The organism is Corynebacterium sp. HMSC05C01, from assembly GCF_001807155.1.
Taxonomy (GTDB): Bacteria; Actinomycetota; Actinomycetes; order Mycobacteriales; family Mycobacteriaceae; genus Corynebacterium; species Corynebacterium coyleae.
Genome location: NZ_KV787945.1, coordinates 51,428 through 78,190, shown reverse-complemented (window position 1 = coordinate 78,190; position 26,763 = coordinate 51,428). Strand labels below are relative to the sequence as shown.

25 protein-coding genes, 4 tRNA genes and 1 pseudogene are annotated in these 26,763 nt (G+C 63.9%); 6 read left to right on the top strand and 24 right to left on the bottom strand.

Annotated elements, in window-relative coordinates; genetic code table 11:
• Positions 1-193 (top strand): annotated as a pseudogene (locus HMPREF3145_RS11930) (HNH endonuclease); the annotation flags it as partial.
• On the opposite strand, the gene HMPREF3145_RS02990 reads toward HMPREF3145_RS11930, so the two are convergent.
• The 15 genes from HMPREF3145_RS02990 to HMPREF3145_RS02920 form a co-directional block, all read right to left on the bottom strand.
• Positions 190-2,484 carry a choice-of-anchor M domain-containing protein gene (locus HMPREF3145_RS02990; protein ID WP_070421772.1) on the bottom strand — a complete coding sequence of 765 codons (2,295 nt, stop codon included), beginning with the start codon at positions 2,482-2,484 and terminating at the stop codon, positions 190-192. The pseudogene HMPREF3145_RS11930 and the gene HMPREF3145_RS02990 sit on opposite strands and share 4 nt — an antisense overlap.
• The gene (locus HMPREF3145_RS02985; RefSeq protein ID WP_070421771.1) at positions 2,481-3,341 is read right to left on the bottom strand and encodes an anchored repeat-type ABC transporter permease subunit; all 861 of its coding nucleotides are present in this window, start codon (positions 3,339-3,341) and stop codon (positions 2,481-2,483) included. The genes HMPREF3145_RS02990 and HMPREF3145_RS02985 overlap by 4 nt, the downstream gene beginning before the upstream one ends.
• Positions 3,334-4,083, bottom strand: coding sequence for an anchored repeat-type ABC transporter ATP-binding subunit (locus HMPREF3145_RS02980; RefSeq protein WP_070421770.1), 750 nt, complete (start codon positions 4,081-4,083; stop codon positions 3,334-3,336). Before HMPREF3145_RS02980 ends, HMPREF3145_RS02985 begins: the two co-directional genes overlap by 8 nt.
• Positions 4,080-4,919, bottom strand: a complete 840-nt coding sequence (locus HMPREF3145_RS02975) for a choice-of-anchor M domain-containing protein (RefSeq protein WP_070421769.1) — start codon at positions 4,917-4,919, stop codon at positions 4,080-4,082. Before HMPREF3145_RS02975 ends, HMPREF3145_RS02980 begins: the two co-directional genes overlap by 4 nt.
• On the bottom strand, positions 4,916-6,439 hold the full coding sequence (locus HMPREF3145_RS02970; RefSeq protein ID WP_070421768.1) for an anchored repeat ABC transporter, substrate-binding protein: 1,524 nt from the start codon (positions 6,437-6,439) through the stop codon (positions 4,916-4,918). Before HMPREF3145_RS02970 ends, HMPREF3145_RS02975 begins: the two co-directional genes overlap by 4 nt.
• The gene (locus HMPREF3145_RS02965; RefSeq protein ID WP_070421767.1) at positions 6,436-8,022 is read right to left on the bottom strand and encodes a TIGR03773 family transporter-associated surface protein; all 1,587 of its coding nucleotides are present in this window, start codon (positions 8,020-8,022) and stop codon (positions 6,436-6,438) included. Before HMPREF3145_RS02965 ends, HMPREF3145_RS02970 begins: the two co-directional genes overlap by 4 nt.
• A gap of 102 nt (positions 8,023-8,124) precedes the next feature.
• A complete protein-coding gene (rplA, locus tag HMPREF3145_RS02960; protein WP_070421766.1) occupies positions 8,125-8,835 on the bottom strand; it encodes a 50S ribosomal protein L1 in 711 nt (236 codons plus the stop codon).
• Between the two features lie 74 nt (positions 8,836-8,909).
• On the bottom strand, positions 8,910-9,338 hold the full coding sequence (gene rplK, locus HMPREF3145_RS02955) for a 50S ribosomal protein L11 (RefSeq protein ID WP_070421765.1): 429 nt from the start codon (positions 9,336-9,338) through the stop codon (positions 8,910-8,912).
• 170 nt (positions 9,339-9,508) lie between these two features.
• Entirely contained in the window at positions 9,509-10,396 is an 888-nt protein-coding gene (gene nusG, locus HMPREF3145_RS02950; RefSeq protein WP_070421764.1) for a transcription termination/antitermination protein NusG, read from the bottom strand.
• Positions 10,397-10,507: 111 nt separating this feature from the next.
• Positions 10,508-10,825, bottom strand: a complete 318-nt coding sequence (secE, locus tag HMPREF3145_RS02945; protein ID WP_070421763.1) for a preprotein translocase subunit SecE — start codon at positions 10,823-10,825, stop codon at positions 10,508-10,510.
• Between the two features lie 21 nt (positions 10,826-10,846).
• Positions 10,847-10,922: transfer RNA gene (locus HMPREF3145_RS02940), tRNA-Trp, on the bottom strand.
• A 63-nt stretch (positions 10,923-10,985) separates the two neighbouring features.
• A tRNA-Met gene (locus HMPREF3145_RS02935) sits at positions 10,986-11,057 on the bottom strand.
• Positions 11,058-11,107: 50 nt separating this feature from the next.
• Positions 11,108-11,180, bottom strand: a tRNA-Thr gene (locus tag HMPREF3145_RS02930).
• Between the two features lie 246 nt (positions 11,181-11,426).
• Positions 11,427-11,509, bottom strand: a tRNA-Tyr gene (locus tag HMPREF3145_RS02925).
• 64 nt (positions 11,510-11,573) lie between these two features.
• Entirely contained in the window at positions 11,574-12,590 is a 1,017-nt protein-coding gene (locus tag HMPREF3145_RS02920; protein WP_070421762.1) for a polyprenyl synthetase family protein, read from the bottom strand.
• Positions 12,591-12,694: 104 nt separating this feature from the next.
• Here HMPREF3145_RS02920 and HMPREF3145_RS02915 point away from each other — a divergent pair, with 104 nt between their 5' ends.
• Positions 12,695-13,897 carry a geranylgeranyl reductase family protein gene (locus tag HMPREF3145_RS02915; RefSeq protein ID WP_070421761.1) on the top strand — a complete coding sequence of 401 codons (1,203 nt, stop codon included), beginning with the start codon at positions 12,695-12,697 and terminating at the stop codon, positions 13,895-13,897.
• A gap of 6 nt (positions 13,898-13,903) precedes the next feature.
• Here HMPREF3145_RS02915 and HMPREF3145_RS02910 read toward each other — a convergent pair whose 3' ends face one another.
• Positions 13,904-14,596, bottom strand: a complete 693-nt coding sequence (locus HMPREF3145_RS02910; protein ID WP_070421760.1) for a demethylmenaquinone methyltransferase — start codon at positions 14,594-14,596, stop codon at positions 13,904-13,906.
• A gap of 159 nt (positions 14,597-14,755) precedes the next feature.
• Here HMPREF3145_RS02910 and HMPREF3145_RS02905 point away from each other — a divergent pair, with 159 nt between their 5' ends.
• The 3 genes from HMPREF3145_RS02905 to HMPREF3145_RS02895 are packed head-to-tail and all read left to right on the top strand — an operon-like array spanning position 14,756 to position 17,318.
• A complete protein-coding gene (locus HMPREF3145_RS02905; RefSeq protein WP_371325693.1) occupies positions 14,756-15,676 on the top strand; it encodes a metal ABC transporter substrate-binding protein in 921 nt (306 codons plus the stop codon).
• Entirely contained in the window at positions 15,673-16,398 is a 726-nt protein-coding gene (locus tag HMPREF3145_RS02900; protein WP_034997179.1) for a metal ABC transporter ATP-binding protein, read from the top strand. The genes HMPREF3145_RS02905 and HMPREF3145_RS02900 overlap by 4 nt, the downstream gene beginning before the upstream one ends.
• Positions 16,395-17,318: a metal ABC transporter permease gene (locus HMPREF3145_RS02895; protein ID WP_070421758.1), complete on the top strand. Its 924-nt coding sequence runs from the start codon at positions 16,395-16,397 to the stop codon at positions 17,316-17,318. The genes HMPREF3145_RS02900 and HMPREF3145_RS02895 overlap by 4 nt, the downstream gene beginning before the upstream one ends.
• On the opposite strand, the gene HMPREF3145_RS02890 is transcribed toward HMPREF3145_RS02895, so the two are convergent.
• The 8 genes from HMPREF3145_RS02890 to HMPREF3145_RS02855 form a co-directional block, all read right to left on the bottom strand.
• Positions 17,219-17,896, bottom strand: a complete 678-nt coding sequence (locus HMPREF3145_RS02890) for a metal-dependent transcriptional regulator (RefSeq protein ID WP_070421757.1) — start codon at positions 17,894-17,896, stop codon at positions 17,219-17,221. The two genes, HMPREF3145_RS02895 and HMPREF3145_RS02890, sit on opposite strands and share 100 nt — an antisense overlap.
• A gap of 5 nt (positions 17,897-17,901) precedes the next feature.
• Entirely contained in the window at positions 17,902-19,095 is a 1,194-nt protein-coding gene (locus HMPREF3145_RS02885) for a glycosyltransferase family 4 protein (protein ID WP_070421756.1), read from the bottom strand.
• Between the two features lie 5 nt (positions 19,096-19,100).
• Positions 19,101-19,517, bottom strand: a complete 417-nt coding sequence (locus HMPREF3145_RS02880) for a DUF3592 domain-containing protein (RefSeq protein ID WP_246817479.1) — start codon at positions 19,515-19,517, stop codon at positions 19,101-19,103.
• Positions 19,518-19,549: 32 nt separating this feature from the next.
• Positions 19,550-21,187, bottom strand: coding sequence for a 2-succinyl-5-enolpyruvyl-6-hydroxy-3-cyclohexene-1-carboxylic-acid synthase (menD, locus tag HMPREF3145_RS02875; RefSeq protein WP_070421754.1), 1,638 nt, complete (start codon positions 21,185-21,187; stop codon positions 19,550-19,552).
• Between the two features lie 4 nt (positions 21,188-21,191).
• The gene (locus HMPREF3145_RS02870; RefSeq protein WP_070421753.1) at positions 21,192-21,719 is read right to left on the bottom strand and encodes a hypothetical protein; all 528 of its coding nucleotides are present in this window, start codon (positions 21,717-21,719) and stop codon (positions 21,192-21,194) included.
• 64 nt (positions 21,720-21,783) lie between these two features.
• Positions 21,784-23,364 (bottom strand): SLC13 family permease, encoded by a 1,581-nt coding sequence (locus tag HMPREF3145_RS02865; RefSeq protein WP_070421752.1) that lies wholly within the window; start codon positions 23,362-23,364, stop codon positions 21,784-21,786.
• Between the two features lie 62 nt (positions 23,365-23,426).
• The gene (locus tag HMPREF3145_RS02860; RefSeq protein WP_070421751.1) at positions 23,427-24,389 is read right to left on the bottom strand and encodes an o-succinylbenzoate synthase; all 963 of its coding nucleotides are present in this window, start codon (positions 24,387-24,389) and stop codon (positions 23,427-23,429) included.
• A gap of 53 nt (positions 24,390-24,442) precedes the next feature.
• Positions 24,443-25,618 carry an AAA family ATPase gene (locus HMPREF3145_RS02855; RefSeq protein WP_070421750.1) on the bottom strand — a complete coding sequence of 392 codons (1,176 nt, stop codon included), beginning with the start codon at positions 25,616-25,618 and terminating at the stop codon, positions 24,443-24,445.
• Between the two features lie 76 nt (positions 25,619-25,694).
• Between HMPREF3145_RS02855 and HMPREF3145_RS02850 the strand changes: the two genes are divergently transcribed.
• Positions 25,695-26,627, top strand: coding sequence for a 1,4-dihydroxy-2-naphthoyl-CoA synthase (locus HMPREF3145_RS02850; protein ID WP_070421749.1), 933 nt, complete (start codon positions 25,695-25,697; stop codon positions 26,625-26,627).
• Positions 26,628-26,763 lie beyond the last annotated feature (136 nt).

Below are 26,763 nucleotides of genomic sequence, written 5' to 3'. Positions count from 1 at the left end.
GCATGGTGGGGAGACCAATATTGGCAACCTGGCGCCGCTATGCAGGTATCACAACCGGGTCAATGATGATGACCCGTGGCGTAAGAAACGGGGCCGGATCGTCATGGTGCGGGGTGCCCCGGTATGGATTTCGCCCCGCGGCTACCCGGTGAAAAACACCAACCGCGGGGCAATGGACCAACTCTTCGGCTAGTGCTCGTCGTGCCGCTCAGCGCGACGGAGCAATTTCAGCGCGGCAACAAACAGTACTGCGCCGCCGATGAGCGCCATGATGCCAACACCAATCGCGAGGCCAGCCCAGAAGCCGCCGGCCGTCGCGGAGTTGCTCGTGCCTTCGACGGGCTGCGCGGCATGAATCCCGCTGCCCGAAGCATCGGACGCAGACTCAGGTGAGGGCTCCGGCGAAGGGGCGGAGGTTGTGGCGGGGGCGCTAGTGCTCGTCGATAGTTGCGATGACGCTGCACGGCTTGCCTGCGCACGCCTCGTCGGAGACTGCTTCGCCGTGGATTGAGCCGCCGCCTGACTGCGAGGTGCAGCCTGTGCAGCACGCGCAGTACTCACCGATCGAGCCGACTGGGCCGACTGGGCCGACTGGGCAGCGGTTGCCGAGGCCGCAGGTGCAGCGGTGCGCGAGGGGCGAGAAGTTGCCTGGTTGCTCGGCCGTGTCGTCGGCCGTGTCGCCCGCTGTGTGGTCGCCTGCGCAGACGGCTTCGTGGACGGTTTTGCGGCTGGCGCGATGGCGTCGCCAAACTTCTTGATCTCCTTCTCCACCTGCCGCAGACCCGCCGCCAACGCCTGCGGGACGTTCAGGCTTTTGCCCGCGTTGCCCGTGCTGCCTGCGTTATCGGTGTCGTCGGGATTGGTTGGGGCGTTGGTGATGGCGTCGTCGCCAACTGCAAACGTTGCGACGAGTTCCTTCTCAAACGCCTCACCGTCATGCGTGGTGCCGGAATACACGAACGTCGCCGTGTAGATGCCCGGCTCGGTAAACCCAAAGCCCTGGTGGTCGTGGGCGTTAACCGGGTATTGGAGCGTTTTGGAAGGGTCGCCCGAGTCTAGCTCGATGCGCAGGCCTCGCAGATCCTCGTGCCATGTCATCAGGCGGCCCGGACCGGTGACGTCGCGCATGCTTACCGTGATCCGGCTGCCTTCCTCAATCGCGCTCGCGGACACTCCCGTGGTGGAAAAGCCCAGCCATGGCAGGTTCTTGTCCTGTGCTTGCGGCAGTATCCACATCTGCGCTGGGCTGCCAGGGAAGCTGTCGCGCACGCTATCGGGCAGGTCGGTGCGCGCACTGTCGGGCACGGCGAAGATGAAGCTGCCGGAGGGTCGGTGCGCCGGGTGGAGGGGGTCGGAATCATCGATGAGCACTGTGCTTAACGACGACCCCTCCCCCACCAAGGCCATATCCATATGACCCGCCTTGATCAGCGCGCGCTCCTTCGCTGCGGCATTGGGCGTGGAGGTGCCTGGTGCCGGCTTGGGCTGCGTGCTGGTTGGCTGCGCCGACGTGCTAGACGACGTGGAGGCCTTTGGCGAGGTCGGTGTCGGCACAGGAGTTGGCGCGGTGGTTGGCTGCGCCGACGTGGAGGCCTTTGGTGAGGTCGGTGCCGTGGTGGCCACCGTGGTAGTCGCCGACGTGGTCGGTTGCGCGTCAGTGGGTGTGGATGCCGACTTTGGGGTGCGCAGGCCCGTGGTGGTGCCTTCGGGCAGGCCGACGGTGGCGTCGTCGCCGACAAGCCAGTATTGGGTGATGGGTTCGGAGCGTTCGGTGGTGCCGTCGTTAAGTTCGGCTCGGCCTTGCCACGTCAGCGCGTAGATGCCTGGTTTGGAAAACGTCCAGGTGAAGTGGCCGTGGCCGCCGACTTCGTAGGTGATGGTGCGCATGTCTGGGTTGGAGGAGTCGAACAGTCGCTCCGGTTCGTAGACGCGGCTGGTGAACATGACGTTGATGTCGCCGGGCGCATCCATGTCGACGAGGTCGAAGTGCATGACGTCGTCTTTGAAGTTGGTGGGGATCGACGTGGGGTCGAGTTCGTGGGCGGGGTCGAATGCGCCGAGGCCCGACCAGATGGGGCGCCAGTTGTCGGTCCAGTCCACGCTTTGCGGCGCTGCCCAGACTTCGCTGCCGCGGGGGCCGAGGAAGTCGAGGGTGCCGTCGTCGGGGATGGTGAGTTTGGACAGGTCGTTGCCGTCGGCGTCCGCGTCTGGGGCGAGGCGGAAGCACACCGAGTCTTGGGAGGTGACCTGTTGGCCGTCGACCGCCATCACCGCTAGCTTGCCGCCGGAGCGCGTGCCGTAGAGGGCGTCGTTGTGGGAGTGGTAGAGCAGTTTGCGGCCGGCGCACGGGTGGTCGACGTCCGCGTCGAGGGTCACGCTGTGGCCGGGGTCGCCGGGTTTGTGCTCGCTGCTCGCCTGCGCCAGTGGTGCCACAGCAAACGCAAGCGTAGCGACGACCAGCGTCACAAGTCGGTTCAACTTCATGCCCGCACCACCTTCGCGAACACTCCGCGGCGCGGCGCGAACAGCCAGCTCAGTGCGAACAGGGCGGTGACGGAAAGGACGATCGTCGCCCCGGTTGGGGAATCGTAGGCCCACGCCAGCCACACGCCCAGGACGCTGCCAACCACGCCGAATGCGGCGGCGATGAGCATCATCGTGTCGAGCCGGTCGGTGAACAGGCGCGCGGCGGCAGCCGGGGTGATCAGCAGTGCGACGACCAGGATGTTGCCCACGGTCTGTACGGCGAGCACAACGGCGAACGTCACGCTGAGATACAGCGCGAGGTCCAACGCGGCGACGGGCAGGTTCATGGCGCGGGCGGTTTCGCGGTCCAAGGCGACGGCGGTGAGCCACGGGCGCAGCACGACCACAATGGCGACGATGATGGCGCCAGCGACCGCGTTGACCACCAGTTCGCGCCCCCCGACGCCGGTGAGCGAGCCGAACAGGAACGAGCTCACGGAGGCGGTATAGCCCTCGACCCGCGAGATGATCACCAGGCCGATAGCAAACGCGGCGGTAAACACGATGCCGATCACGGAGTCTTCTTTAATGGTGCGGCGTTGCGACATCACCGCGATCAGCACCGCCACCAACGCACCCGCCACCGCGCCGCCGAGCAGCACGGACGTCTGCAGGGCGAAGGCGACGGCGATGCCGGGAAACACGGCGTGCGCAACGGCGTCGCCGATGAACGCCATGCCGCGCAGCACCACGAAGCACCCAACCACCGCGCAGAGCACCGCAGCGATCACGGCGGCGCCCAGCGCACGTGGCAGAAAAGCCAGTTGTGGGTTCGCCATGTCGGCGAGGAATTGCAGGAAGGAAATCTCAGGCATGGGCGGCCTCCAGGTGTGCGCGCACGCCTCGTAGCCACGGTGAGTCGGGGCCGACGGAGAAGGTGTGCATCCAGGGGGTGTCGTCGTTAAGCAGGCGCGTCGGGCTATCCGCCACGATGCCGCCTTTGAACAGGATGAGACGGTCGCAGGATTCGACGGCCTCGACGATGTTGTGGGTGGACATCACAACGCCCAGGCCCTTATCGACGAGCTCTCGAAACAGCCCGAGCAAATGTTCCGTGGTGGGGATGTCGAGGCCGGTGAAGGGTTCGTCGAGAAGCAGCATGCGCGGACGGCGCACCAAAGCACGCGCGATGAGCACGCGTTGGCGCTGGCCGCCGGACAGGTCGCTGATGGGGCGGTCGGCGAGGTCTGCAAGGTTCACCATCTCAAGCGCACGCTGCGCCCACATGCGGTCGCGTTCGCCAGCGCGGCGGAACCAGGGGCGCTTCCCAAGCGTGGCGTTGAGGGTGGCGGTGTAGACGTCGATTGGGAAATCCCACGCGACGTTGTGGCGTTGAGGCACATAGCCGACGACGTCGCGGATCGGACGCGAGTCGGTCGTCTCGACGGTGCCTGCGTCGGCGGGTACGAGCCCGAGCATCGCACGCATCAGCGTCGTTTTGCCTGCGCCGTTCGGCCCGAGCAGGCCGGTGAATTCGCCGCCGTTGAGCGTGACGTCCACGCCCTGAAACACTTCACGTCCCGGGTAGGACACGGCAAGGTCGCGGATTGTGATCACTTACGACGCCCCCACACCACCGCGAACGCCACCAACGCCAGGACGAGCACACCCAAGCCTGCGAACAGGAGCACATTGCTTGACGACGACGCCCCCTCCCCGGCGCCCGCAAACTCCGCGTCGAACGCCTCCTGCGGGTCAACGCCGACCGCAAGGCGCAGCACCTGCTCGTCGGTGTGCACCTGGCCGTCAGTGTCCTCCACCTTCGCGCGCACCTTGATCAGGTGCACGCCCGGCTCGGTGAACACCCAGTTGGCGTGGGTGTGCGTGTTGGGTTCGACCCACATGGACTGGTCGCCTTCGGTGCGGGAGTTCCACAGTTGCTGCGGTTCGTGGAAGCCGCCGGGTTGGACGAAGAGGGAGAAGTCGCCAGGGCCGTCGTGGCCGGCGAATTCGAGGCTCATGCCGGACGTGGAGCGCTCGAGCAGCGAGGGGGCTTGGGAGTTCCAGCCCAGCCATGGCACGCCTGCGACTTCGGTTTGGGGCACGACCCATACGTCGGAGCCTGGTTTAGCGCCGGTGAAGTCGAAGTCGTTGGTGTCGGGCAGGGTTTGCTTGGCGGCGTCGCCGACGGCGAAGACGACGTCGTTGAGGTGGCGCCACATGGCGGGTTCGTGGGTGTCGTCGCGGGCGAGGAATTGCAGGTTGCCGTCCACGAACATGGGGCCGAGGTCAACGTGGCCTGCGTCGATGACGGTGCGTTCGCCTTCCGGCGCGATCGTTTCGTTGGCGTCAACGACTTGTTGCAGGGCGGGGTTGTTGTCCTGTACCTGGGCGGTTGCTGCGGGTGCGGCCGCGATCATGGCGGCGGTGATGAGGGCTGGAATCTTTTTCATTGTTGTCCTTTCAAGCAGTTACTAATCGACGACCCATTGGCCAGCACAAAGTCCACATACGTTTGCGCCGGCCCCTGACCGGGCGGGTCGAGAGAGTCGCCCCAGATCGGGCACACGTTCACCCCGTGCTGGGCGGCCGTTTGGGTGAGCACAGGCGTTTCTTGTTCGCTGCCGTACTCGACGAACACGGCCGGCACGTCGAGGTTGTCCAAGGTGCGCGAGAGTGCCAGCAGGTCGCGGGGGCTTGGCTCCACGCTCGGGTTCGGGGTGACAAAGCCTGCGATGCGCAGCCCGTAGGCGCGGCCGAGGTAGGCGTAGCCGTGGTGGGTGGTGACCAGGTTGCGGTTCGTTTCAGGGATGGAGTCGTACATGGCGCGGACGGTGCGGTCGGTGTCGTCGAGAAGCGACTGGTATCGCTTGGCGTTGTCCGCGAACTGGCTGGCGCGTGACGGGTCGATGGCGGACAGTTCGTCGCGCACCACGTCAACCACCGCTTTCATCGCGGCCGGGTCGTGCCAGATGTGCGGGTCTAGCTCGCCGTGCACGTGACGGCCGAGTACCGCCTGCGGCAGCAGGTAGGTCTCATCGTCCGGGTTGCCGAGGAAGCGGAACTCGCGCTGTGGCGGGATCGGCTGCAGGGTGGTTGTGGGTACGACAACGACGGCATCGGCGGGGTTGATGTCGGTGTGGCCGGGGTGGCTGTGGTCGTCGGTGCGAAGGGTCAGGTGGGTGGTGGTGTCGTCGACAAGCGTGGCGATGTCCACGTGACCATGCTCAATCGCTCGCTTCCCGGGCGCGACCTGGGCGGGATCCTGGCCGACAACCACCGTCACGGTTTGCTCGGCGGAGCTGCGCTCCGGCGCATCGACCGCGTCGCGCACCGACGCGCGCAGCCGCAACTCGTACACACCCGGCGCTGAAAAGGCCCAACTCACGTGCGTGTGCGCACCCGCCGGCAGCATGGTCGAGCCGCCGTCGGAGTCGAAGAGCAACTCAGGTGTGCCAAACGTGCCGAGGATGAAGGCGAAAGCTTTGCCGGGGCCGGTGGCGTCGACAAGCGAAAGCTCGGTGACGGCGGTGGCGGGGAGGTCACCCTCGAAGCGCAGGCCCAACCACACGGTGTCCAAGCTCGCGTCCTCGACCAGCGGGATCGGGGCGTAACCGTAGCGCTGCGTCTGCTCGGCGAGCGCCACCACACGCGCGTCGGGTCGCGCCGTCGACTCGATCGTGCGGCTCAATGCTTGCGGCTCCAGCAACAGCCCGTTGGTGAACACGGCGTCCGCATAGGCAATGTCGCGCGTGGCGTGCAGGGTCGGCTCATACGAGTGCGGGTCGGCGCCGCGACGCATCAACGGGGTGACGTCAGCGGCATCGCCGGCGACATTCTGCACGACATCCGCGAGAATGCTTGTCGACGCCACCACACGCAACCGGCCATCATCCACCGCACCGTCCGCCTGCGCGCAGCCCACCAGACCCGCAACCAACCCGAGGGCCGCTATAGCTTTGGCGCGCTTCACTTCGAGGCTCCTGCGAGGGCAATCAGGCGGCGTCGCAAGGCAGTGTCCAGCGTGCACATCGCCGCGCCGAACACCGCGACGCCGAGGCCCAGGATGGCGAACGGCACGGTCATCACTGTGGTGCCGGTCTCTGCGAGGTCACCTGAGCGTGCGGCGTCGCTGCCTTGTGCCGTTGCTGCTCCGGTGCTGCAGCTGCCTTCTGGGTCAAACATGGAGCCAAAATCGAAGTGGCCGCTATCGGCGTTGCCGGCTTCTCCAACGTTGAACGTCAGCGTGGCCTCGCCGGAGACCTTCTCCCCGCCTTTTGTGGTGGCGGTCTGACGGATGGTCACCTTGTACGTGCCGGGTGCACCGAACACCCAATTGGGGTGCACGTGCGAGTTCGCCGGGATCGTGTGGCTGCCGGAGCCGCGACCGTTCTCCGCGGTGAACCACTCCTCGCCCACCACTTGCCCCAGGCCGCCCTGGGTGAACACGGTCATTGGGCCGGGGCCGTTGAAGTTTGTTACTTCCCAGGTGACCTCGCCGGTGGTGTGTTCAATGAGCGACTCGTGCTGCGTGTTCGCACCCAGCCACGGCACGTTGTCCTGCTGTGTCGCACCAATCATCCACGCCTTGCCGGCAGGCACTGGGCCGACCGCCTGGGGCAGGTCCGCCTCCGCCGCGCTGCCGAGCCCGAACACAAGGTCTTCCGGACGCTTCCAGGTGGCGGGCACGTTGCGGTCGTCCTTGATCATCGGGCGCAACGCGGGTGTGCACTTCTTCGCCGCTGCTGAGGTGGTGGCGGGCGCCGGCTTGGCCGCAGGTGCTGCTGCGGGCGCCGGCTTCTGGGCTACCGGTTTCGAGGCAGCGGGTGTGGAAACCGCGGCTGCGCTGTTGGTTGCGTCGTTGTGGGGCGTGCCGGTGCTCGTGTCGGCGCTGGTGCGGTCGCCGTTTGTTTCGGCGCTTGTTTCGGCGCTGGCGTCGCCGACGTGCCACGTGTACACCGCCTCGTTGGACTCGGCGCCGTCCGCGGTTGCCACAACCTTCATGGTGTACACGCCTGGCTGGGTGAACAGCCAGTTCGCGTGGACGTGGGACGGGTCGTCCTGAACAATGCGGGATCCTGAGGAGAGCTGCGGCTGGTCGCTATCAAGCACGGGTTGGAAGGAGCCGAAGCTTCCCGTCTGGAACAGGTAGACGGATCCTGGCCCGGAGACCTCGCGGAACTCGATGTCGACGCGACCGAAGCCACCTTCGCGCACGCCCTGGGTGTCCCACCCGGGCCACAGCAGGTCGGCACGTTGGGTCTGTGGCAGCAGGTAGCCGGGCTCGCCGATCTCTGGGACGTTGGCGGTTTCGTCGGTGTAGGCCGCCTCGCCGACAACCAAATCGACATCCTCGGGTGCGCGGCGCACGTGGGAGCCGGTGACGTCCTCCTGCAGGTCCAAAGTCAGGCTGCCACCGTCGGCGGTGACGTTGAAGACATCGATGTGGCCCCGATCAAAACGGGCGGGATCCGCCAGTGCCACGCCACACGTCAACAGGGTGAGCAAGGCGGCGAGGCAGACAACCACAAGACTATTGGTAACCGTTTTCAACACTTAACGAATACTACTTCCATTAAGCGTTGCGACAAAGCACTACCCCCAGACACGAAAAAGCGCCCCGGTGAACCACCGAGGCGCGAAATCGTTGCGGGAAGACTATGCCTTCTTGGCGTAGTCCTTCTCCACAGAGGTATCAACCGGAACGCCCGGGCCCTGGGTTGCGGACACGGTGATCTTCTTCAGGTAGACACCCTTGGCGGAAGACGGCTTGAGGCGAACGACCTCGTCGAGAAGCGCGCCGTAGTTCTCAGCGAGCTGCTCCGGGGTGAAGGAAGCCTTGCCGATGATGGCGTGCAGGTTCGCAGCCTTGTCAACACGGAAGGCAATCTTGCCGCCCTTGGAGTCCTGGATCGCCTTAGCGACGTCCGGGGTGACCGTACCGGTCTTCGGGTTCGGCATCAGACCACGCGGGCCGAGCACGCGAGCAACGCGGCCGACCTTAGCCATCTGGTCCGGCGTAGCGATAGCCACGTCGAAGTCGAGCTGGCCAGCGTTGATCTGCTCGATAAGCTCGTCGGTGCCGACGATGTCAGCGCCTGCTTCCTTCGCCTTGGTGGCGTTCTCGCCCTCAGCGAAGACTGCGACGCGGACGGTCTTACCGGTGCCGTGCGGCAGGTTGACGGTGCCACGGACCAGCTGGTCGGCCTTGCGCGGGTCGACGGACAGACGCATCGCAACGTCGATGGTTGCGTCGTACTTGTCGGAAGCGGTCTCCTTTGCCAGGGTCACCGCATCCAGCGGGTGGTAGAACGCGTCGCGGTCCACCTTGGCGAGCTGCTCAATGTAACGCTTGGACTTCTTAGCCATGTTTGATTCCTTTCAGGAGTTGTGGTTGGCGGGCCTGGCTGAAGGCCCTTCCACGTAAAGCGACGAGGTGCGCTTTACTTCTCGACGTCAATACCCATCGAACGTGCGGTACCAGCGATGATCGCGGCGCCAGCCTCGATGTCGCGGGCGTTGAGGTCGTTCTTCTTGGTCTCGGCGATTTCCTTGCACTGCTCCCAGGTGACCTTGCCAACCTTGTCAGTGTGCGGAACGCCGGAGCCCTTCTGCAGGCCTGCAGCCTTCAGCAGCAGGGATGCAGCCGGCGGGGACTTCAGGATGAAGTCGAAGGAGCGGTCTTCGTAGACCGTGATCTCCACCGGGACAATGTTGCCGCGCATGGATTCGGTCGCAGCGTTGTATGCCTTGGTGAACTCAACGATGTTCACGCCGTGTGCACCAAGTGCCGGACCGACCGGCGGGGCCGGGTTTGCCATACCAGCTTCGATCTGAAGCTTGATCAGGCCAGTGACCTTCTTCTTAGCCATCGCAATTACCTCCTAGTTACAGCCTCGCCACCGCGATGAACAGCGGTAAGGCTTCCGGATGCCGGGTTTTTCCCAGCCACCGGGGATGAGAAAACGAAAACGTCGCGTGTGCGCAAAACACACGCGACGAGATAGGTTACGCCAGGGCGTCGTCGATAAGCAAAATGCGCTTACATGATGCGCTCGATCTGATCGGCGGTCAGCTCGACTGGGGTCTCGCGGCCGAAGATGGACACGAGCGCCTCGATCTTGCCGGTCTCCGGGTCGATGGCGTTGATGGTAGCGGACACGGACGCCAGTGCACCGGAGAGGATGGTGACGGCCTCGCCGACCTTGTAGTCGTGGGTGACCTTGTTCGGCGCCTCCTCCGCCGACGGCACAACGGTGTCGCCTTCGGCGTCGACCTGCGGCTTCGCGCCGGCCGCGGCGGACTTCGGCAGCAGGAACTTGGCGACGTCGCGGTGCTTCACCGGGGTGGCGTTGCCCTCATTACCGACAAACGAGGTCACGCCCGGGGTTTCACGCACCACGGACCATGCGGCATCGTTCATGTCCATGCGCACGAGGACGTAGCCCGGCAGCAGCTTGCGCTTGACCAGCTTGTTCTTGCCGTCCTTGTTCTTCTCCAGCGCTTGCTCGACAGGCACGACGACCTCGTAGATGGAGTCTTCGACCTCGAGGGTCTGGCTACGCATCTCCAGGTTGGTCTTCACCTTGTTTTCGTAGCCGGAGTAGGACTGGATGATGTACCACTCGCCCGGCTGCTTCTTCAGTTCGCGGGTGTACTCGCGCAGGCGCTTGCGGTATTCAGCGTCGAAGTCGGACGTAGCCTCAGCGTCCTGGGCCTCAACGCCCTCCGCGGCCTCAGCGCCCTCTGCCTCCGGCGCTTCCGCGCCCTCGGTCGCCTCGGCGTTGTCATCCTGCTCGTTGGTGCCGGCCGGGTCGGAGTCGCCGTGGATGACCGGGTCGGTGGAGGGGTCGACGGGCGCGCCTTCGTCGATCATTTCCTGCTCGTTGTTTTCGATCGCGCCGTTGACGTCCTCGTTTACCTCAGTCATGGTTGTTCTCCTCGTATGTTCGCGGGTGTGCCCCAAGGTTACCGGGGCAAAAAGTATCCCGCCTTCCCTCGGTGTTCGAGGTGGCGGGAAACGTTACGCGTGAAATTGTACTTATCGGATGAGAATCCAGCGAATCCCCATGGAAGCGAGGGTGTCGGTGCCCCAGACGAGGATGGTGAGCACAATGAGGAACGCGAATGTGATCAGCGTGTAGTTCAGCATCTGCTTGCCGGTCGGCCAGATGACTTTGCTCATCTCGGAGACGACTTCGCCCGGGAAGGTTGCGATGCTGGTGGTCTTTTCCTCGGCCTCGTCGGCATTGACGGGGGTGCGCTTTGCTTCGTACCCGTCGGAGGACACGGGCGAGACCCCTCGCAGTTGGCGCTTGCCGGTTGGCTGTGCGGCATTCTGACCGTTGGGGTTAGTCACGAAAACTCCTCCAGGTTGTTTTGGCAGGGGCGACAGGACTCGAACCTGCAACCTACGGTTTTGGAGACCGTTGCGCTACCAATTGCGCCACGCCCCTAGGGCACCTTATTCGGTGCGCCTAACCCTACCACGGGCGCTTGTGGCGTCCGTTTGAGGTGAGTAGCGATGGAGAGAATTGAACTCTCGACACAGCGATTATGAGTCGCTTGCTCTACCACTGAGCTACACCGCCATGTGTTCACTGACGCTCGCACGAAGTGCAAGGACCCCAGCAAACAACAGAGCCCCCTGACAGAATCGAACTGTCGACCTTTTCCTTACCATGGAAACGCTCTGCCGACTGAGCTAAGGGGGCACAGCCTCTTTGTTGTGGATCTTGCGACCCGCTCCGTTGAAGCCTTGAGAAGATTAACCCGACATCGTTTATAAACACAAATCGCCAGTACAGCGCATATTTTTACGCATGCTTATCGACGACATAAACCGCTCCATAACCTACGCCATAGGCCATCACTCCCTACCGCCCTGCAGCCGCAGAACCACAGCACCGCACAGCGAAAAACCCCGCCGATCCGTGATGGGGATCGGCGGGGTGTGCCTGTGCCAGGTAGAAGATTCGAACTTCTGAAGGCGAATGCCGGCGGATTTACAGTCCGCTCCCTTTGGCCGCTCGGGCAACCTGGCGTGCACGTTTGAAGTGCGGGGATTACCTTACATCACGCCACCGTAATGTAGGCAAATCGCCTGGTTATCCTACGCGTTCGACGGTAAGTCGGGTCATGGTGCGCAGCGCTTCGCGGGCTGGAATGTCGGGCAGCGCGTCGAGTTCGCGTTCGACGATGTCCAAGTATCCGCGGGCGGCTTCCAAGGCGCGCTCACGGCCGCGTGTCCGGCCCAGGAGGTCGAGGGCGCGGGTGACGTCGGCGTCGTCGGTAAGCGGGCCCGTAAGGAGCCCTCGAAGGGCTTCGCCGGCCTCGGAGTCCTCTTCGAGCGCGTAGAGCACTGGCAGGGTGAATACGCCTTCGCGCAGGTCTGTACCTGGGGTCTTTCCGGACTGTTCGGGGTCGGAGAAGATGTCGATGATGTCGTCGACAATCTGGAACACCATGCCCACGGCGTCGCCGATGCGCGCGCAACGCTGGACCACCTCGTCGGACGCGCCGGAGTGCCGCGCGCCCAGGTAGGCGGCGGACGCGATGAGCACGCCGGTTTTCTCGTCGATGACCTTCAGGTAGTGCTCAACCGGGCTGGTGCCTTGTGCGCCGACGGTTTCGCGCATCTGGCCGGTGACCAGTTCCTCGAAGGTGTCGGCGAAGTGCTCGACGGTGGCCAGGTCCATTCGGCTCATCAGGCGTGAGGCGTGGGCAAACAGGATGTCGCCTGCAAGGATGGCGACGGTGTTGCTCCAGCGCGCGTTGGCGGACTCAACGCCGCGGCGGCGTTCAGCTTCGTCCATGACGTCGTCGTGATACAGCGTGGCCAGGTGCACCATTTCGGTGACGGTGGCGCCGCTGATCACGTTTTGGGCGCGCGGGTTGGGGCCAAACTCGGCGCACAGCAGCGCCATCATGGGGCGGAAGCGTTTGCCACCGGCTGCGGCGAGGTGGGTGACTTTGTCGGTGAGGAACTTTTCGCCGCGTGAAAGTTCGGCCATGAGGAGGTCCTCCACCGCTTCTAGCCCGGTGTTGAGCCGGGTGTTGAGTGCGTCGTCGCCAAGGTCAATCTTGAATCCGTGGCGGGGTGACGGGGTGGTGCCGTACGTCATCGATAACGTCCTTGCAGGTTGGAGGGGCACATGGATAACGCACCTACCGTAGCCCACTTGCCCTTGGTTCTGTAGCAGTGGGTGGCGCTGGCACAATCAGTTGCGTGACTGAGTATTTCGACCTTGTGGTTGTGGGTGCTGGACCGGCTGGTTCGGCGGCGGCGATTGCGGCGCAGCGTGCGGGTTTGCAGACTTTGCTTCTCGACGCCCAGGGTCCCGGCCGCGACAAAACTTGCGGCGATGGGTTGACCCCGCGTGCGGTGGAGACGCTCGAGGCACTCAATCTGGAGGTACCCGCGTATCGCAACAAGGGGTTGAAGTTGCACGGCTACGGCGGCGACGTCGAGGCGCCTTGGCCGCGCGGTGAAGGCTCTGCGGCTCCTCGGACGGTGTTTGACGCAATGCTTGTCGACGAAGCCCGCACCGCCGGCGCCACCATCCGCCAGAACTGCGCCGCGACGGGTGTGGAGTTTTCCGGCGGCGCGATCAGTGCTGTGAAGACAGATCAGGGCTCGGTACGCGCGAAGTGGGTCGTGGTTGCCGACGGCGTGCGCTCCCCCTTTGGCAAGAAACTGGGTCGCGAGTGGCACAAGGGCGAGGTATTCGGCATTGCGGCGCGCTCGTATTGCGATTCGCCGTTTTCGGATGAGCCGTGGATGCATTCGCACGTAGAGCTGCGCGACGCGGATGGCGTGATTCAGCCTGGTTACGGCTGGATCTTCCCGCTTGGTAACGGCACTGTGAACCTCGGGTGCGGCGCCCTGTCCACCGACGCACGCCCAGCGAAGGTGAACACGAAGAAGCTGCTCGCCGACTACGCCGCACAGCAGCGCGAGATGTGGAACCTCGGTCCGGAGCAGGCGGTGACCTCCGCACTGTTGCCGATGGGTGGTGCGGTGTCCAACGTTGCGGGCCCGAACTGGGTCCTCATCGGCGACGCTGCAGCGTGCGTGAACCCGCTCAACGGCGAAGGCATCGACTACGGGCTGGAAACTGCGGTGTTGGCGGTCGAGTTAATCAACGCGGGCGGCGACCTCACGCTTGCCTGGCCGGCGCTGTTGCGCAGCCACTACGGTGACGCGTTTACGCTGGCTCGCACCCTCGCCCGTCTCCTGACCTACCCGCAGTTCCTACCGCTGGCTGGCCCGGTGGCGCTGCGCGGTTTGGGCGGGCGCTACCTCATGCCTGCAGCGGCGCGCCTGATGGGCAACCTAGTGCAGGAAGACGACCGCGACCTGGTCGCACGACTGTGGCGCGCGGCAGGTCGCGTGGTGCCGAAGAACGCCCCGCTCTGGGACGTCGCTTAGCGCGGCTTAGTCGAGCGGCTTGACGGCGCTGTGGAGCGCCACGATGCCGGCGGTGAGATCTTGCCAGCCGGCGTCTTCCCAACCGTTGGCGTTGATCGCCGCGGCAAGCTCCTCCTGGTTGGGCCATGCGCGGATGGATTCCGCAAGGTACTCGTAGGCCTCCGCGTTGGAGGAAAATACCTTGGCCAGCGCTGGCACAGCTCGTGGCAGGTATTCCTTGTACACGGTGCGGAATCCTGGGATGACGGGGGTGGAGAACTCGTTGACCACGAGGCGCCCGCCGGGCTTGGTCACACGTGCCATTTCGCGCAAGCCGGCCTCGAAATCATGGACGTTGCGCAGCCCGTAGGAGATGGTCACCGCGTCGAAGGTGTTGTCGGCAAACGGAAGGTACATCGCGTCGCCGACCACCTTGGGCACCTTACGGTCCTTGCCGGCGGCCAGCATGCCCTGGGAGAAGTCGCACGCCACGACCCACGCGCCGGATTTATCGAGCTCGACGGTGGACACGGCGGTGCCTGCGGCGAGGTCGAGCACCTTCTCCCCTGGTTTGAGTTCGAGGCGTTCGCGGGTGCGTCGTCGCCAGTATTTGTCCAGCCCGAACGACAACACGGTGTTGGTCTTGTCGTAGTTCTTGCCCACGTCGTCGAACATTCCAGCAACGTCGAAGGGCTTTTTCTCCAGATCCGCCTTGGCCATGGTTGGTCAGTCTACTTCGGTCTACTTCGCCACCCACAAAAGTAGGCTGTACGCCCTTACGCCACTTGCCAGTTCGGCATACCGAACTTTATTATTCGCCAGCGTGGGCACACAGATTGCCTGCTCCCCTCCACGCTCCCAACGCAAAGGAACGACATGATGAAAACCAAAGTGCTTGCGCTCGTCGCTACGGCTGCTCTCTCCCTCGGCCTGGCGAGCTGCTCTGAAGAAAGCACTGATGCAGCAGGCGGCAAAGACACCCCTGTCGTGCTCACAACGTTCACCGTGATCCAGGACATCGCCGCGAACGTTGCGGGCGATCACCTCAAGGTGGAATCCATCACCAAGCCTGGTGCGGAGATCCACGGCTACGAGCCCACCCCCGGCGACATTTCTCGTGCCGCCGACGCGGACCTGATTTTGGATAACGGCATGAACCTGGAGAATTGGTTCGCCCAGTTTGTCGCCGATCTGGATGTGCCGCACGCCGTGGTCAGCGAGGGTGTCGAGCCGATCGACATCGCCGAGGACGCCTACGCCGGCAAGCCCAATCCGCACGCGTGGATGAGCCCGGTGAACGTGCAGAAGTACGTGGACAACATCGTTGACGCGTTCAGCGAACTCGACCCGGAACACGCCGCAGACTTCAAGGCCAACGGCGAGAAATACAAAAACGAACTGCAGGCTGTGCAAGACGAGCTGGAGACCAAGCTCGCCGCCGTCCCCGACAAGCAGCGTGCCTTGGTGACCTGTGAGGGCGCGTTCTCCTACCTGGCCCGCGACGCGAAGCTAACTGAGCGCTACATCTGGCCAGTCAATGCTGAGCAGGAAGCCACCCCGCAGCAGATCGCCGGCGCGATCGAGTTTGTGAAGGAAAACAACGTCCCAGCGGTGTTCTGCGAATCCACAGTCTCTAACGCCCCGATGATGCAGGTCGTGAAGGCCACCGGCGCGGAGTACGGCGGCACCCTCTACGTCGATTCGCTTTCTGAGGAAAACGGTCCGGTGCCGACCTACCTGGATCTGATTCGCCACGACACGAAGGTGATCATCGACGGTTTGAACGGGGGCAAGCAGTGATCCCCGCAATCGCGGTTGACGATGTTGCGGTGCGCTACGGCGACGTCGTCGCGCTCGACGGCGCAACTTTGAGCGTCCAACCAGGCCGTATCTGTGGGCTGATCGGGATGAACGGCGCGGGCAAATCCACGCTACTCAAGGCGATCATGGGGTTGGTCAAGCCGGATCGCGGCACGGTTCGTATCAACGGCATCGACCCCATGCGCGCCCGCAAGACGCAGGTGCTGGGCTACGTCCCGCAGAGCGAGGACGTGGACTGGCAGTTCCCGGTCACAGTGCGTGATGTGGTCATGATGGGCCGCTACGGCCACATGGGCTTTACCCGCCACGCGCGTGCGGAGGACATTGCGGCTGTGGATCGCGCGCTTGAGCGCACCCACCTTGAGTCGTTCGCAGACCGCCAGATCGGTCAGCTTTCGGGTGGCCAGAAGAAGCGTGCCTTCATCGCCCGCGGTATCGCCCAGGGCGCGAGCATCATGCTTCTCGACGAACCCTTCGCCGGCGTGGACAAACATTCCGAGGCCACCATCACTGAGCTGTTGCGCGACCTCGCCGCTGAAGGCACCACCATTTTTGTGGTGACGCACGATCTGGTCGCCCTGCCGCAACTCGCGCCGGAGACGGTGCTGTTGAACCGTCGGGTGTTAATGCACGCCCCGACCGAAGTGGTGTTAGAGCCGGACAATTTGGTGCAGGGCTTCGGAATGGGGGTGTCGGCATGATTGCGCTGCTTACGGAGCCGTTTGGTTACGAGTTCATGATGCGTGCGCTTGCAACGTCGCTAGTGGCGTCGGTTGTGTGCGCGCTGTTGTCGTGCTGGCTGGTGCTGGTTGGCTGGTCGCTGATGGGCGATGCGGTAAGCCACGCTGTCCTGCCGGGCGTGGTGCTGGCCTACATTCTGGGCGTGCCGTTCGCCGTTGGCGCGGTGGTGTTTGGGTTCCTTGCGGTGGCACTGATCGGGCTGGTGCGCGATACGTCCCGGGTGAAGGAGGATGCGGCCATTGGCATTGTGTTCACCACCATGTTCGCGCTGGGGCTCGTGCTCATTTCGGTAACCCCTTCGCACACGGATCTGAACCACATCATCTTCGGCAATCTGCTTGGTGTGTCCCGTGGGGACCTGCTGCAGGTGGCCATCCTGGGAGCGATCGTGTTGAGCGTGCTGGTGCTCAAGCGGCGCGACTTCACCCTCTACGCGTTCGATCCCACCCATGCACACGCGATTGGGTTGAATCCGCGCCTGCTCGGTGCGGCCCTGCTGGCACTGCTGGCGCTGACGTCAGTGGTGGCACTCCAGGCCGTTGGCGTGATCCTGGTGGTGGCGATGCTGATCATCCCGGGTGCGACCGCCTACCTGCTCACCAACAAGTTCGGCACGATGCTGGTCATCGCCCCGACCATGTCGGCAGCGTGTGCAATCGTGGGGTTGTACTGCTCCTACTACCTGGACACAGCCTCTGGCGGCATGATTGTGCTCGCCCAAGGTGTGGTGTTTGGTGTGGTGTACCTGTTCGGCCCGCATGGGGTGCTGCGGGGTCGTCGTTACGCATCCACGCGCACGAAGACGGAATCCGTGGCTTCCTCGCCGAGCGGCACCGCCTCCGCCGCGCCGGCAAGCCGGACCGCGACCGCGCCGGAGTAAGGGGCACCCTCTCCAACCTCGAGGGTTGCGCCGACGACAAGCCCGTGACTGTCGAAGAATTGCAGCAGTTTCGGGTCGTCGTCGGCAATGCGTTCAATCGTGGCTGTCTGGCCCGGTTGCACGCCGGTCAGCGGGACGGCTTCGGGGGTGTCGACACGCCCGCTGGCCGAGGGGATGGGGTCACCGTGGGGGTCGCGGGTGGGGTAGTTAAGAAATGCGTCGATGCGCTCGACCATGAAGTCGCTCACGGAGTGCTCGAGATTTTCCGCCTCGTCGTGCACTTGGTCCCAGGTGTAGCCGAGGGCTTCCACCAGAAACGTTTCAATGAGACGGTGGCGGCGGATCATCGCCACCGCATACGTGTGGCCGAGTTCGGTCAGTTCGATCGTGCCGTAAGGCTTGTGTGTGACAAGCCCCTGCTCGCCAAGTTTGCGCACCCCGTCCGACACCGTGGATTTCCGCAGCCCAAGGTGCATTGCCACTGACGACGACGTCACCGGCGCATCCGACCACTCTGAAAGGGCCCAAATGCCCTTGAGGTAGTTCTGAGTGCTGGTAGACAGGTCGCCGACAGACATGCCCGTCAGTCTACTTTGCGCTTCACCGGCACCCAGCGCGGCAGTGCAACATCGCGGCCGAACAGGTGGATCACCTTGCGCTCGTAGGAGTCGAGCACCTCGGTGTAGTAGCCAAGGAGTTGCTGCCCAAGCGCCTCCCAAGTCTTGTCGGCCACGGACGCCCTGGCGGTGGTGGTGAGTTCGGGGTGGCGGGTGTCGTCGAGAAGCCAACGCGCTGCGTCAGGGAGTTCCTCGGTGAAGGTGGCCACGTCGAGCAGCAAACCGTTGACGCCGTGCTCGATAAGGTCAACGGGGCCGCCAGCGCGGGGGCCGATCGTGGGCACGCCCGAGGCTTGAGCTTCCTGGATGGCCTGGCAGAAGGTTTCAAACTCGCCGGTATGCACGAACAGGTCGAGCGATGCATACGCGCGGGCGAGCTCCTCGCCAGAAAGCGGGCCGGTGAACACGGCGTTGGGCAAAACCTCTTCAAGCGCCTCGCGCTCCGGGCCGCCGCCGACGATGACCAACTGGATGGACGGGTCCGTAACCAGCGGGGCGAGGCGGTCAACGGACTTCTCCGCGGCGAGGCGGCCGACGAACCCGACGATCTTCTTCGTACCGGTCGGGTCCCACGAACGGCGCAGGATGTCGGAGCGCTTCGACGGGTGGAACAGTTCCGCATCCACGCCACGGCCCCAATGGCGGATATTTTTGATGTTGTGCTCCTCCAGCGCCTTGATCGTTTCCGACGACGGCGCGAGCGTCATCTCGCACATGTTGTGCACGGTGCGGGTCCAGTCCCACGCCATGGTAGCCAGGGTGGACAGTTGGTACTTCGTGGCAAAGCCAGCCACGTTCGTCTGGTAGAGCGCGACCGCGGGCACACCGAGTTGGCGGGCCGCGAACGCCCCCGCTCCGCCAAGCACGAACGGGCTGGCCAGGTGGATGATGTCCGGCTTGAACTGCGACAGTGCTGCTGTGACGGTGGTGGTGGGAACGCCGATGGGCAGCGAATCGATCAACGGCACCATAACGGTGGGCACCCGAACGATCTCAAAGCCAAGGTAGTCAGGAACTTCGTCCTGGAACTCGCGGGCGCCAGGCGCGATCACGATCGCGTCGTGGCCCTCCCGTTTGAGGTGCTCAAGGATGCGAAGGACGGAGTTGGTCACTCCGTTGACGTTGGGCAGAAAGGACTCGGCGACGATTCCCACTCGCATGCTGTTTACTCTCCCAGTTGACGTGAAACTTCGGTCGAATTCCGGCTGAACCGGACGTGAATTTTTCCTACGGCGAGCCAGGCCAGGGCGGCGATAATCGTCGCCACGGCCAGCACCGACAGGGCGGGGATGAGCGAGAGCGCCCACCCGCGGCCTTCCACCTTGACCAGCTCGGTGTTGTTCTTGGCGTAGGTCACCCACACCTGTTGGCCGGGGCCAAGCCCGGTGGGATAGAGCACCCCGTCCCTCGGCGAGACGAGCCGGCCGTCTTCGGTTTCGTACTCCACGTAGGTGCGGAGTCGGGTTTGGTCGGTGACGGTGGCTACGCCGCGGCCGGGGTTGGCGTGGATCTGGGCGTCGTGAAGCGCGGGCCCTGTGACCATGGCAACACAGCCGAGCACGGCGCATCCGTAGAGCGCCATGACGGCTTGGTGTGCGCGTCTGCGCCAGCGCATTACTTGGCCAGTCGCTGCGCAAGTGCGCGGCGGGTTTCGCGGGTGGTCACGGCCTCCACAATCGTGATGCCGTCGGGCTGGGCCTCAAGTTCAAGCAGCACCTCGTGCAGCTCTGCAAGCGATTCGGCGCGGCGGTAGTTCGCCCCATACGCGAGCGCTTGCTTCTCGACGACCACCCCATGCGGCGTCCCAAACGCCCGCTCAAAGACGTCTCGCACCGGCTCCGCTGCTGGCTCGAGGGTTTCAAAGATGCCTCCGCCGTCGTCGTTGGCCACCACGATGGTCAGGTTGCCGGGGCGCGGCTCGTCGGAGCCGATGAGCAGACCGTTGATGTCGTGCAGGAACGTCAGATCGCCCAGCAACGCGACGGTGCGCGGTGCGCGGATCTCGTCCGCACGCAGTGCCTGGGTGGCAAGGGCGATGCCGACAGCTTGGGAGACGGTGCCATCGATACCCGCGGCACCGCGGGCGGCGTAGGTGTCCACGCCGTCGAACGGCATGCCGACAAAGGAGGCATCGCGCACCGGGTTCGACGCGCCGAGCACCATCGTGTCGCCCACCGCGAGGGTGTCGCACACGGCGGCGGCGACGTGCAGGCCGGTGAAGCCGAACTGCTCCTCGGCGAGGGCTTGGCGCACGGTGTCGGCGCCGACCTCGCCAGCGGCCTCACAGATCTTGATCCAGGTATCCGTCGGCTGGCCCGTGGCGTTGACGCGCGAGCCGCGCAGGTCCGGCTGGCCGGTAAACGTCTCGGTGCGCGACAGGCCGATGACCGTGATGTCCGGATCCGCCAGCAGCGCCATGACGTCGCGGTGCAGCGTCGGGTGCCCCACCACAACGACCTGTTCCGGCTTGGTGGACGCGGCGAAGTCACCCCCGTCGTGGGAGATGGCCACCTCCGACTGCGCGAAGAACCGCGCAGCCAACGGGTGGACCTGGTGGAACGGGGTCGGCGCGGTCGGCTCGGCGATGGTGGGCACGTGCTCCAGGCCAGGTACTTCCCAGGCCTCGTCGCCAGCGATGACCAGGGTGTCGCGGGTCAGGTCGATGTCCACGACTCCATGGTCGACGAACCCGGTGCGCGAGCCTGCGAGCGCACCGCGTGCGAGGACACCCGGGCCGACCCGGCGCGGCTCACCAACCGGCTCCGGCAGCGCGTCCGGCACGAGCGGGGTGTCCAGCGCAACGTTGATGTGTACTTGGCTGGCGTCGAACGAGATCGCCTCAGCTGCCGCCTCGTCCGCCACCTGTTGGGTCTCGGCGTAGCGGCCGAAGATGCCCTGCTGCCAAATGGTCTGGCTGGCACCGGTGCCCACGAGGCGCTCCGGGCGGTCGGCGCTGATCACGGCAAGCGGCGTGTGCGACATATGCGCCTCGATCATCGCCGGGTACGCGTTCGCCACCGCCGTGCCCGAGGTCATCACCACGCCAACGTGTCGGCGCTGCACGCGTGCGAGGCCGAGGGCGGTGAAGGCGGCGGAGCGTTCGTCGATACGCATATGCACCGTGATGTCGCGACGCGCGAGCAGCGCGTACGCCAGCGGCGAGTTGCGCGAACCCGGGCTCATCACCACATCAGTGCAATGCTTTGCGACGACCCCCGCCACCGCCGTAGCCAATTCCATAGCCGTTGCCATCTACCTACTGCTCCTGGAGAAACTGGTCCGCGCCGTCGCGGATCTGGTCGAGAATATCGCGGGCACTGTCCCGAACATCGCGCGGGATCTCAACATCATCCGGCAGCGGCTCCGGCGGCAACATCGAGGTTGCTTCCTCGCGGTCGCGGAAGATCGACGGGAACTTCGTCGTCGTCGTAGTCGTGGTCTCCGTCGCGGTGGTCGTCTGGGTGACCGTCTCCGTCAACGGCTGCTTTTTGGCATCCGCTGCCGCCCCTTGCCACAGGAAAAACAGCACCACAGCTGCAATGAACGCCAACGCTGCGAACACACCCAGCGCAATCGACGCGGCACTCGAGCCCTTCTGCGGCTCCGGCTGGTACGGCTCCTGATACTGGGGCTCGTACGGGGGCTCGTACTGCTGGTATTGCGGCTGGTAGTACTGATCGTCGTACTGGGCCTGTTGTTCGGACTGGTCCGGGAAGTACTGCCTCGGGCGCGGGCGCTGCGGCTCGTCGCCTGGACGGCCGTACTGTCTCGTCTCGTTATCCATGGCAAATAGACTAGCGCCCCGGCAGGAGAACTGCCGGGGCGCGTCGTCGATAAGCAGAATGCTCCTAGAGCACCAGCCCAAACACAGGTACTGCGATGAAGTACGTAGCCAGGGAGATGAGCACCAACGCAATCGCGTTGAGCCACACACCACCCTTGATCATCTCGCCCATGGTGACGTAACCGGACGAGTAAGCGATCGCGTTCGGCGGAGTTGCCACCGGCAGCATGAACGCACACGTTGCAGACAGCGCAACAGGGATAGCCAGCAGCAGAACGTTCATCTCGGTCGCCTCGGTCAGGCCGATACCAACGGCCACACCACCCATGATCGGCAGGAAGGTCGCAGCCGTTGCGGTGTTGGAGGTCAGCTCCGTCAGCAGCAGCACCAGCGCGGCGATGGCGAAGATGAGCAGGAACATCGGCAGCACCGCCAGCCCCTTCGCCTTCTCACCGATCCACAGGGACAGGCCGGTTGCGGTAAACATGGCCGACAGGGACAGACCGCCACCGAAGAGCATCAGCACGTCCCACGGCATCTCGTTCGCCGTCTTCCAGTCCAACAGACGCTTGCCGTCAGAGGTGCCCGGGATGATGAACATGAGCATGCCGGCGATGATGCCGACGATCGCGTCATCGTACGGGAAATCCCAACCAAAGTGATTGCGGCCCAGCGGGATGAAAATCCAGGCAAGCGCGGCGACGAGGAAGATCACACCCACAGCAACCTGCGGGAAGGTCCAGGCACCGAGCTTCTTCAGCTCATCGTCGATCAGCTCCTTGCCGCCCGGGATGGTGTCTACCTCCGGCTTGAACACCGTGATCAGCAACCACCAAGCAATGAAGGTGAACACAACCGCGACCGGCAGGCCGACCAGCATCCACTGACCGAAACCGATAACGATGCCGTGGGCCTCCTCCATGTAGCCCTTCAGCAGCGCGTTCGGCGGAGTACCGATCAGCGTTGCCAGGGAGCCAATGGAAGCCGAGTACGCGATAGCAAGCATGAGCGCGGTAGCGAACTTCTTCTGGTTCTTCATGCCACCAACCGTGTCCGCGGTCAGCATGAGCACCGACGTACCAATCGGCAGCATGACCACAGCGGTAGCAGTGTTAGACACCCACATGGACATAAAGCCAGTGGCCAGCATGAAGCCCAAAATGATGCGCTTCGGCGAAGTACCGACAATCTTGACCACCACCAGAGCCAGACGGCGGTGCAGGTTCCAACGCTGCAGACCCAGCGCCATGAGGAAGCCACCCATAAACAGGAAGATCGTCGCCGAAGCGTACGGGGAGGACACTTCCTTAAACGGGGCCACACCTGCGATCGGGAACACCGCAATGGGCATCAGGGCGGTGGCGGCCAGCGGGATGGCCTCTGTCATCCACCACGCACCCATCAACACAGTGGTGGCAGCGACGATGCGCATGGTGTCCGCGGAGTACTCCACCCCCTCCTTCGCACCGGAGGACTGCATGACCGTCTCAGCAGCGTTGGTAGGGAACAAGAAGTACACCAGCACGGCAAGCACCACGCCGGTAATCAGGCCGATAAGTTGGCGGCGCCACTCGCCAGGTTCGGGCGCTTTTGCCAGTTCGCCTTCTGAAAGCGAGGCAGATTCGTGCATCACGGGAGTCGACATGGGCGAAAGATTAGCCGACTGCCCCCGGATCCCACATGCGAATGCAACAAGAAATCGGACAATTACACCCGGAAAGAGGGATCCCGCTCCAGCACAGCCATACACGCGCGGACCCTGGCGAACCACCAATCCCTGCGCTCACCTGGGGCGCGAAGCCCGTGGAGGCGTTCCGGATCGGGGGTAGTGCGGGTGATAGCAAGTTCGCCGTTTTCCATGGCGCGGGGCTCCGCGACATCCTCCACGAACAGGCGCTGGGTTGCCAGCCCCGCCGCACGCGAACCGGTGAGCTTCGCCGCGATCAACCCCGCATCCATGCCGACGGCAGTATCCAAAGCGCTAGCGACAGTGACATCGAGGTGCAGGTCGCGCGCGATGGTGACCAGGTTGGCCACTCCCCCAAGCGGAGCCGCCTTGCACACCGCCACGTCCGCCGCGTTCAGTTCAGCCACGCGGTACGGGTCGGCAGCACGCCTAATCGACTCGTCCGCAGCAATCGGCGTACTGGTGCGGCGGCGGACTTCCGCAAGTTCCTCCACCGTGGCGCACGGCTGCTCGATGTACTCCAACTCACCGAGCTTCTCCGCCGCTTCGACGGCTTGGTCGACGGTCCAGCCACGGTTGGCGTCGACACGCAAACGCGCGTCGGGGCGGAGGCGACGGACGGCGGTGACGCGCCGGATGTCGTCGTCAAGCGACTGCGAAGGCTCAGCGACCTTGATCTTGAACGTGTTAACCCCCGGGTAGCGCGCGAGCACAGGCTCGACGTCCTCGACCGCGGGAATCGTGCCGTTGACCTCCACAGTGCCGTGGGCTTCGGGCAGGCCGGTGAACGCCGCCTCGAGCCCGGCGCGCAGCCAGGCGGCGGACTCCTCGGGTGCATATTCGATGAATGGGGAGAATTCGCCCCAGCCGGCGGGGCCGTCGATAAGCAAGGCCTCACGCGTGGTGATGCCGCGGAACTTCACAGCCATGGGCAGCGCGACAACGTGGGCGCGCTCGAGGATCTCGTCAACGGATGGGGTCATGGGTGCTTTATACCTCTTTATAGGTTGGGGTAGTTATAAAGAGGTATAAAACGTCAACCACGAGCCTCACGCTCCTGCCCGCCCCGCTCGTTTCTCACGAATTCGGCGAACCCCGGAACAGTGAACCTCAAGTAGCCGAAACCACTTTCCTCGATTAATCCCTTGTCAAGCAAAGATCTACGGACCATGCTGATTCCGGTTGTAGGTCGACCCATTCTCTCGGCGATATCGCCTCGCTTCACCTGTGGCTCTAGATCCTCAGCCATTGCGCTAATGAATTCCCTCTCCACGTCGGTAGCTTTGTGCCACCGGGAGCGGAACATGGTCAACTGAGTTTCTTGGAATCGATCCGCTACATGTTTGAGGTTTGCTAGGTCAATAAAAGTGCCAGGGTCCGGAAAATCGGCCGCTTGCCACACCAGATCGCCTACAACCTGAATGAAATACGGGTAGCCGCCTGCTAAACGGACAGCTTCCTGGAGCGTGGCCGGAGACCAATTCACGCCCTTCTTCTTCGCCGGTTGTACTAATGCTTCCTCAGCGTGTTCTCGGTCCAGAGATTCAAGATGCACATAACTAAAGCGCTCTGCAAAACTCACAGCATCGGTAATCACATCCTGACTATGACTGAGCCCAGCTGCAAAGATGGCGAGAGGGAGCTCAGCATTTTCTGCCTGCATCTGCTGCCACGCGTACGCAAGCGAGCGCAGGCCATCTGCATCAGCCGACTGAATCTCGTCAATACAAACAACCATTCCACTAGCCCTGCCCCGGATCGTTTCCGCTGCATCAACAAGCGCGCGCTGCATTTGGTCTCCATATCCCGACGCATCTGGCCTCGGGCCTTCAACTGGTTGAGATCCTCCAACCGAAACACCAAACGCTTCAACCCGCAGCGACGACAACAGCCCGAGCAGCTTTTCTCCAGCCTCATCCTTCCAGCTGCGAGCAATCTCGCCGATTTTGTCCAAAAGGGCATTGAAAAGTGGCCGGTCCCCCGCTGTAATCCAGGCGGTTTCAAAGCCTTCAGCCTTAGCTTCTGCTTCAACTGCTCGAAGCAAGCTGGTCTTTCCTATGCCGCGGGGTCCCACGTAGACCTTCACCTGCCCCATCAGCCCAGGATCATGAGCCATAAAAAAAAGCTCGCGCTTCGCCTCCCTAAGAACTTGGTCTCTGCCATAAATGGTGGAGGCCACCACGCCAGGTGTGTACGGACTGCGCTGAACCATAGCCTCTTTATACCTCTTTATAGGTTGGGCTAGTTATAAAGAGGTATAAAGCGGACGCGTGAGTACGATTACCCCCATGCAGTACTCCACCGCCCAGCCCTTCGACCCCAGCCAGTGGCGCGAGGTCGAAGGCTTCAACTTCACCGACATCACTTACCACCGCCACGTCGGCGACACGCGCGCCGACGGCACCGTGCGCATCGCATTCGACCGCCCCGAGGTGCGCAACGCGTTTCGCCCCCACACCGTCGACGAGCTCTACCAAGCCCTGGATCACGCCCGGCGCGATCCGTCGGTAGGCGTGGTGCTGCTGACCGGCAACGGGCCTTCGCAGAAGGATGGCGGCTGGGCGTTCTGCTCCGGCGGCGACCAACGCATCCGCGGCCGCTCCGGCTACCAGTACGCCGGCGGCGAAACCGCCGAAACCGTCGATGAGGCGCGCGTGAAGGCCGAGGGCGGACGCCTGCACATCCTCGAGGTCCAGCGCCTGATCCGCACCATGCCCAAGGTGGTCATCGCGGTGGTCAACGGCTGGGCCGCCGGCGGCGGACACTCACTCCACGTCGTGTGCGACATGACCATCGCGTCGCGCGAGGAAGCCCGGTTCAAGCAGACCGACGCGGACGTGGGCTCCTTCGACGCCGGCTACGGCTCCGCCTACCTAGCCAAGATGGTCGGCCAGAAGTTCGCCCGCGAAATCTTCTTCCTCGGCCGCACCTACTCAGCCGAGGAGATGCAGCGCATGGGCGCGGTCAACATCGTTGCCTCGCATGCTTCATTGGAAGAAGAGGCGATCCAGGTCGCCCGCGAAATCAACGGCAAGTCCCCCACCGCGCAGCGCATGCTCAAATTCGCCTTCAACCTTGTCGACGACGGCCTCATGGGCCAACAAGTCTTCGCCGGCGAAGCCACCCGCCTGGCCTACATGACCGACGAAGCCGTCGAAGGCCGCGACTCGTTTTTGGAGAAGCGCCCGCCACGCTGGGACGACTTCCCCTTCTACTACTAGGTTTCTTGGGGGTACGGCGGTACTTTGCCGGGCTGGCGGCCCGGCGGCCCTGCGGCCCCCACCCAAAATAGTTCCCCGCTCGGGAACTATTTCGGGTTTTTGGCTCCACCGCGGCAGCGTTCTCCCAGGTCGGCGG

Coding starts and splice junctions, on each gene's coding strand:
- HMPREF3145_RS02990 (WP_070421772.1), bottom strand. CDS start 2,484: ATGAAGTTGAACCGACTTGTGACGCTGGTCGTCGCTACGCTTGCGTTT.
- HMPREF3145_RS02985 (WP_070421771.1), bottom strand. CDS start 3,341: ATGCCTGAGATTTCCTTCCTGCAATTCCTCGCCGACATGGCGAACCCA.
- HMPREF3145_RS02975 (WP_070421769.1), bottom strand. CDS start 4,919: ATGAAAAAGATTCCAGCCCTCATCACCGCCGCCATGATCGCGGCCGCA.
- rplA (WP_070421766.1), bottom strand. CDS start 8,835: ATGGCTAAGAAGTCCAAGCGTTACATTGAGCAGCTCGCCAAGGTGGAC.
- rplK (WP_070421765.1), bottom strand. CDS start 9,338: ATGGCTAAGAAGAAGGTCACTGGCCTGATCAAGCTTCAGATCGAAGCT.
- nusG (WP_070421764.1), bottom strand. CDS start 10,396: ATGACTGAGGTAAACGAGGACGTCAACGGCGCGATCGAAAACAACGAG.
- HMPREF3145_RS02920 (WP_070421762.1), bottom strand. CDS start 12,590: ATGACGTACGGCACCACCCCGTCACCCCGCCACGGATTCAAGATTGAC.
- HMPREF3145_RS02910 (WP_070421760.1), bottom strand. CDS start 14,596: ATGGCCAAGGCGGATCTGGAGAAAAAGCCCTTCGACGTTGCTGGAATG.
- HMPREF3145_RS02905 (WP_371325693.1), top strand. CDS start 14,756: ATGAAAACCAAAGTGCTTGCGCTCGTCGCTACGGCTGCTCTCTCCCTC.
- HMPREF3145_RS02895 (WP_070421758.1), top strand. CDS start 16,395: ATGATTGCGCTGCTTACGGAGCCGTTTGGTTACGAGTTCATGATGCGT.
- HMPREF3145_RS02890 (WP_070421757.1), bottom strand. CDS start 17,896: ATGTCTGTCGGCGACCTGTCTACCAGCACTCAGAACTACCTCAAGGGC.
- HMPREF3145_RS02885 (WP_070421756.1), bottom strand. CDS start 19,095: ATGCGAGTGGGAATCGTCGCCGAGTCCTTTCTGCCCAACGTCAACGGA.
- HMPREF3145_RS02880 (WP_246817479.1), bottom strand. CDS start 19,517: ATGGCGCTCTACGGATGCGCCGTGCTCGGCTGTGTTGCCATGGTCACA.
- menD (WP_070421754.1), bottom strand. CDS start 21,187: ATGGCAACGGCTATGGAATTGGCTACGGCGGTGGCGGGGGTCGTCGCA.
- HMPREF3145_RS02870 (WP_070421753.1), bottom strand. CDS start 21,719: ATGGATAACGAGACGAGACAGTACGGCCGTCCAGGCGACGAGCCGCAG.
- HMPREF3145_RS02865 (WP_070421752.1), bottom strand. CDS start 23,364: ATGTCGACTCCCGTGATGCACGAATCTGCCTCGCTTTCAGAAGGCGAA.
- HMPREF3145_RS02860 (WP_070421751.1), bottom strand. CDS start 24,389: ATGACCCCATCCGTTGACGAGATCCTCGAGCGCGCCCACGTTGTCGCG.
- HMPREF3145_RS02855 (WP_070421750.1), bottom strand. CDS start 25,618: ATGGTTCAGCGCAGTCCGTACACACCTGGCGTGGTGGCCTCCACCATT.
- HMPREF3145_RS02850 (WP_070421749.1), top strand. CDS start 25,695: ATGCAGTACTCCACCGCCCAGCCCTTCGACCCCAGCCAGTGGCGCGAG.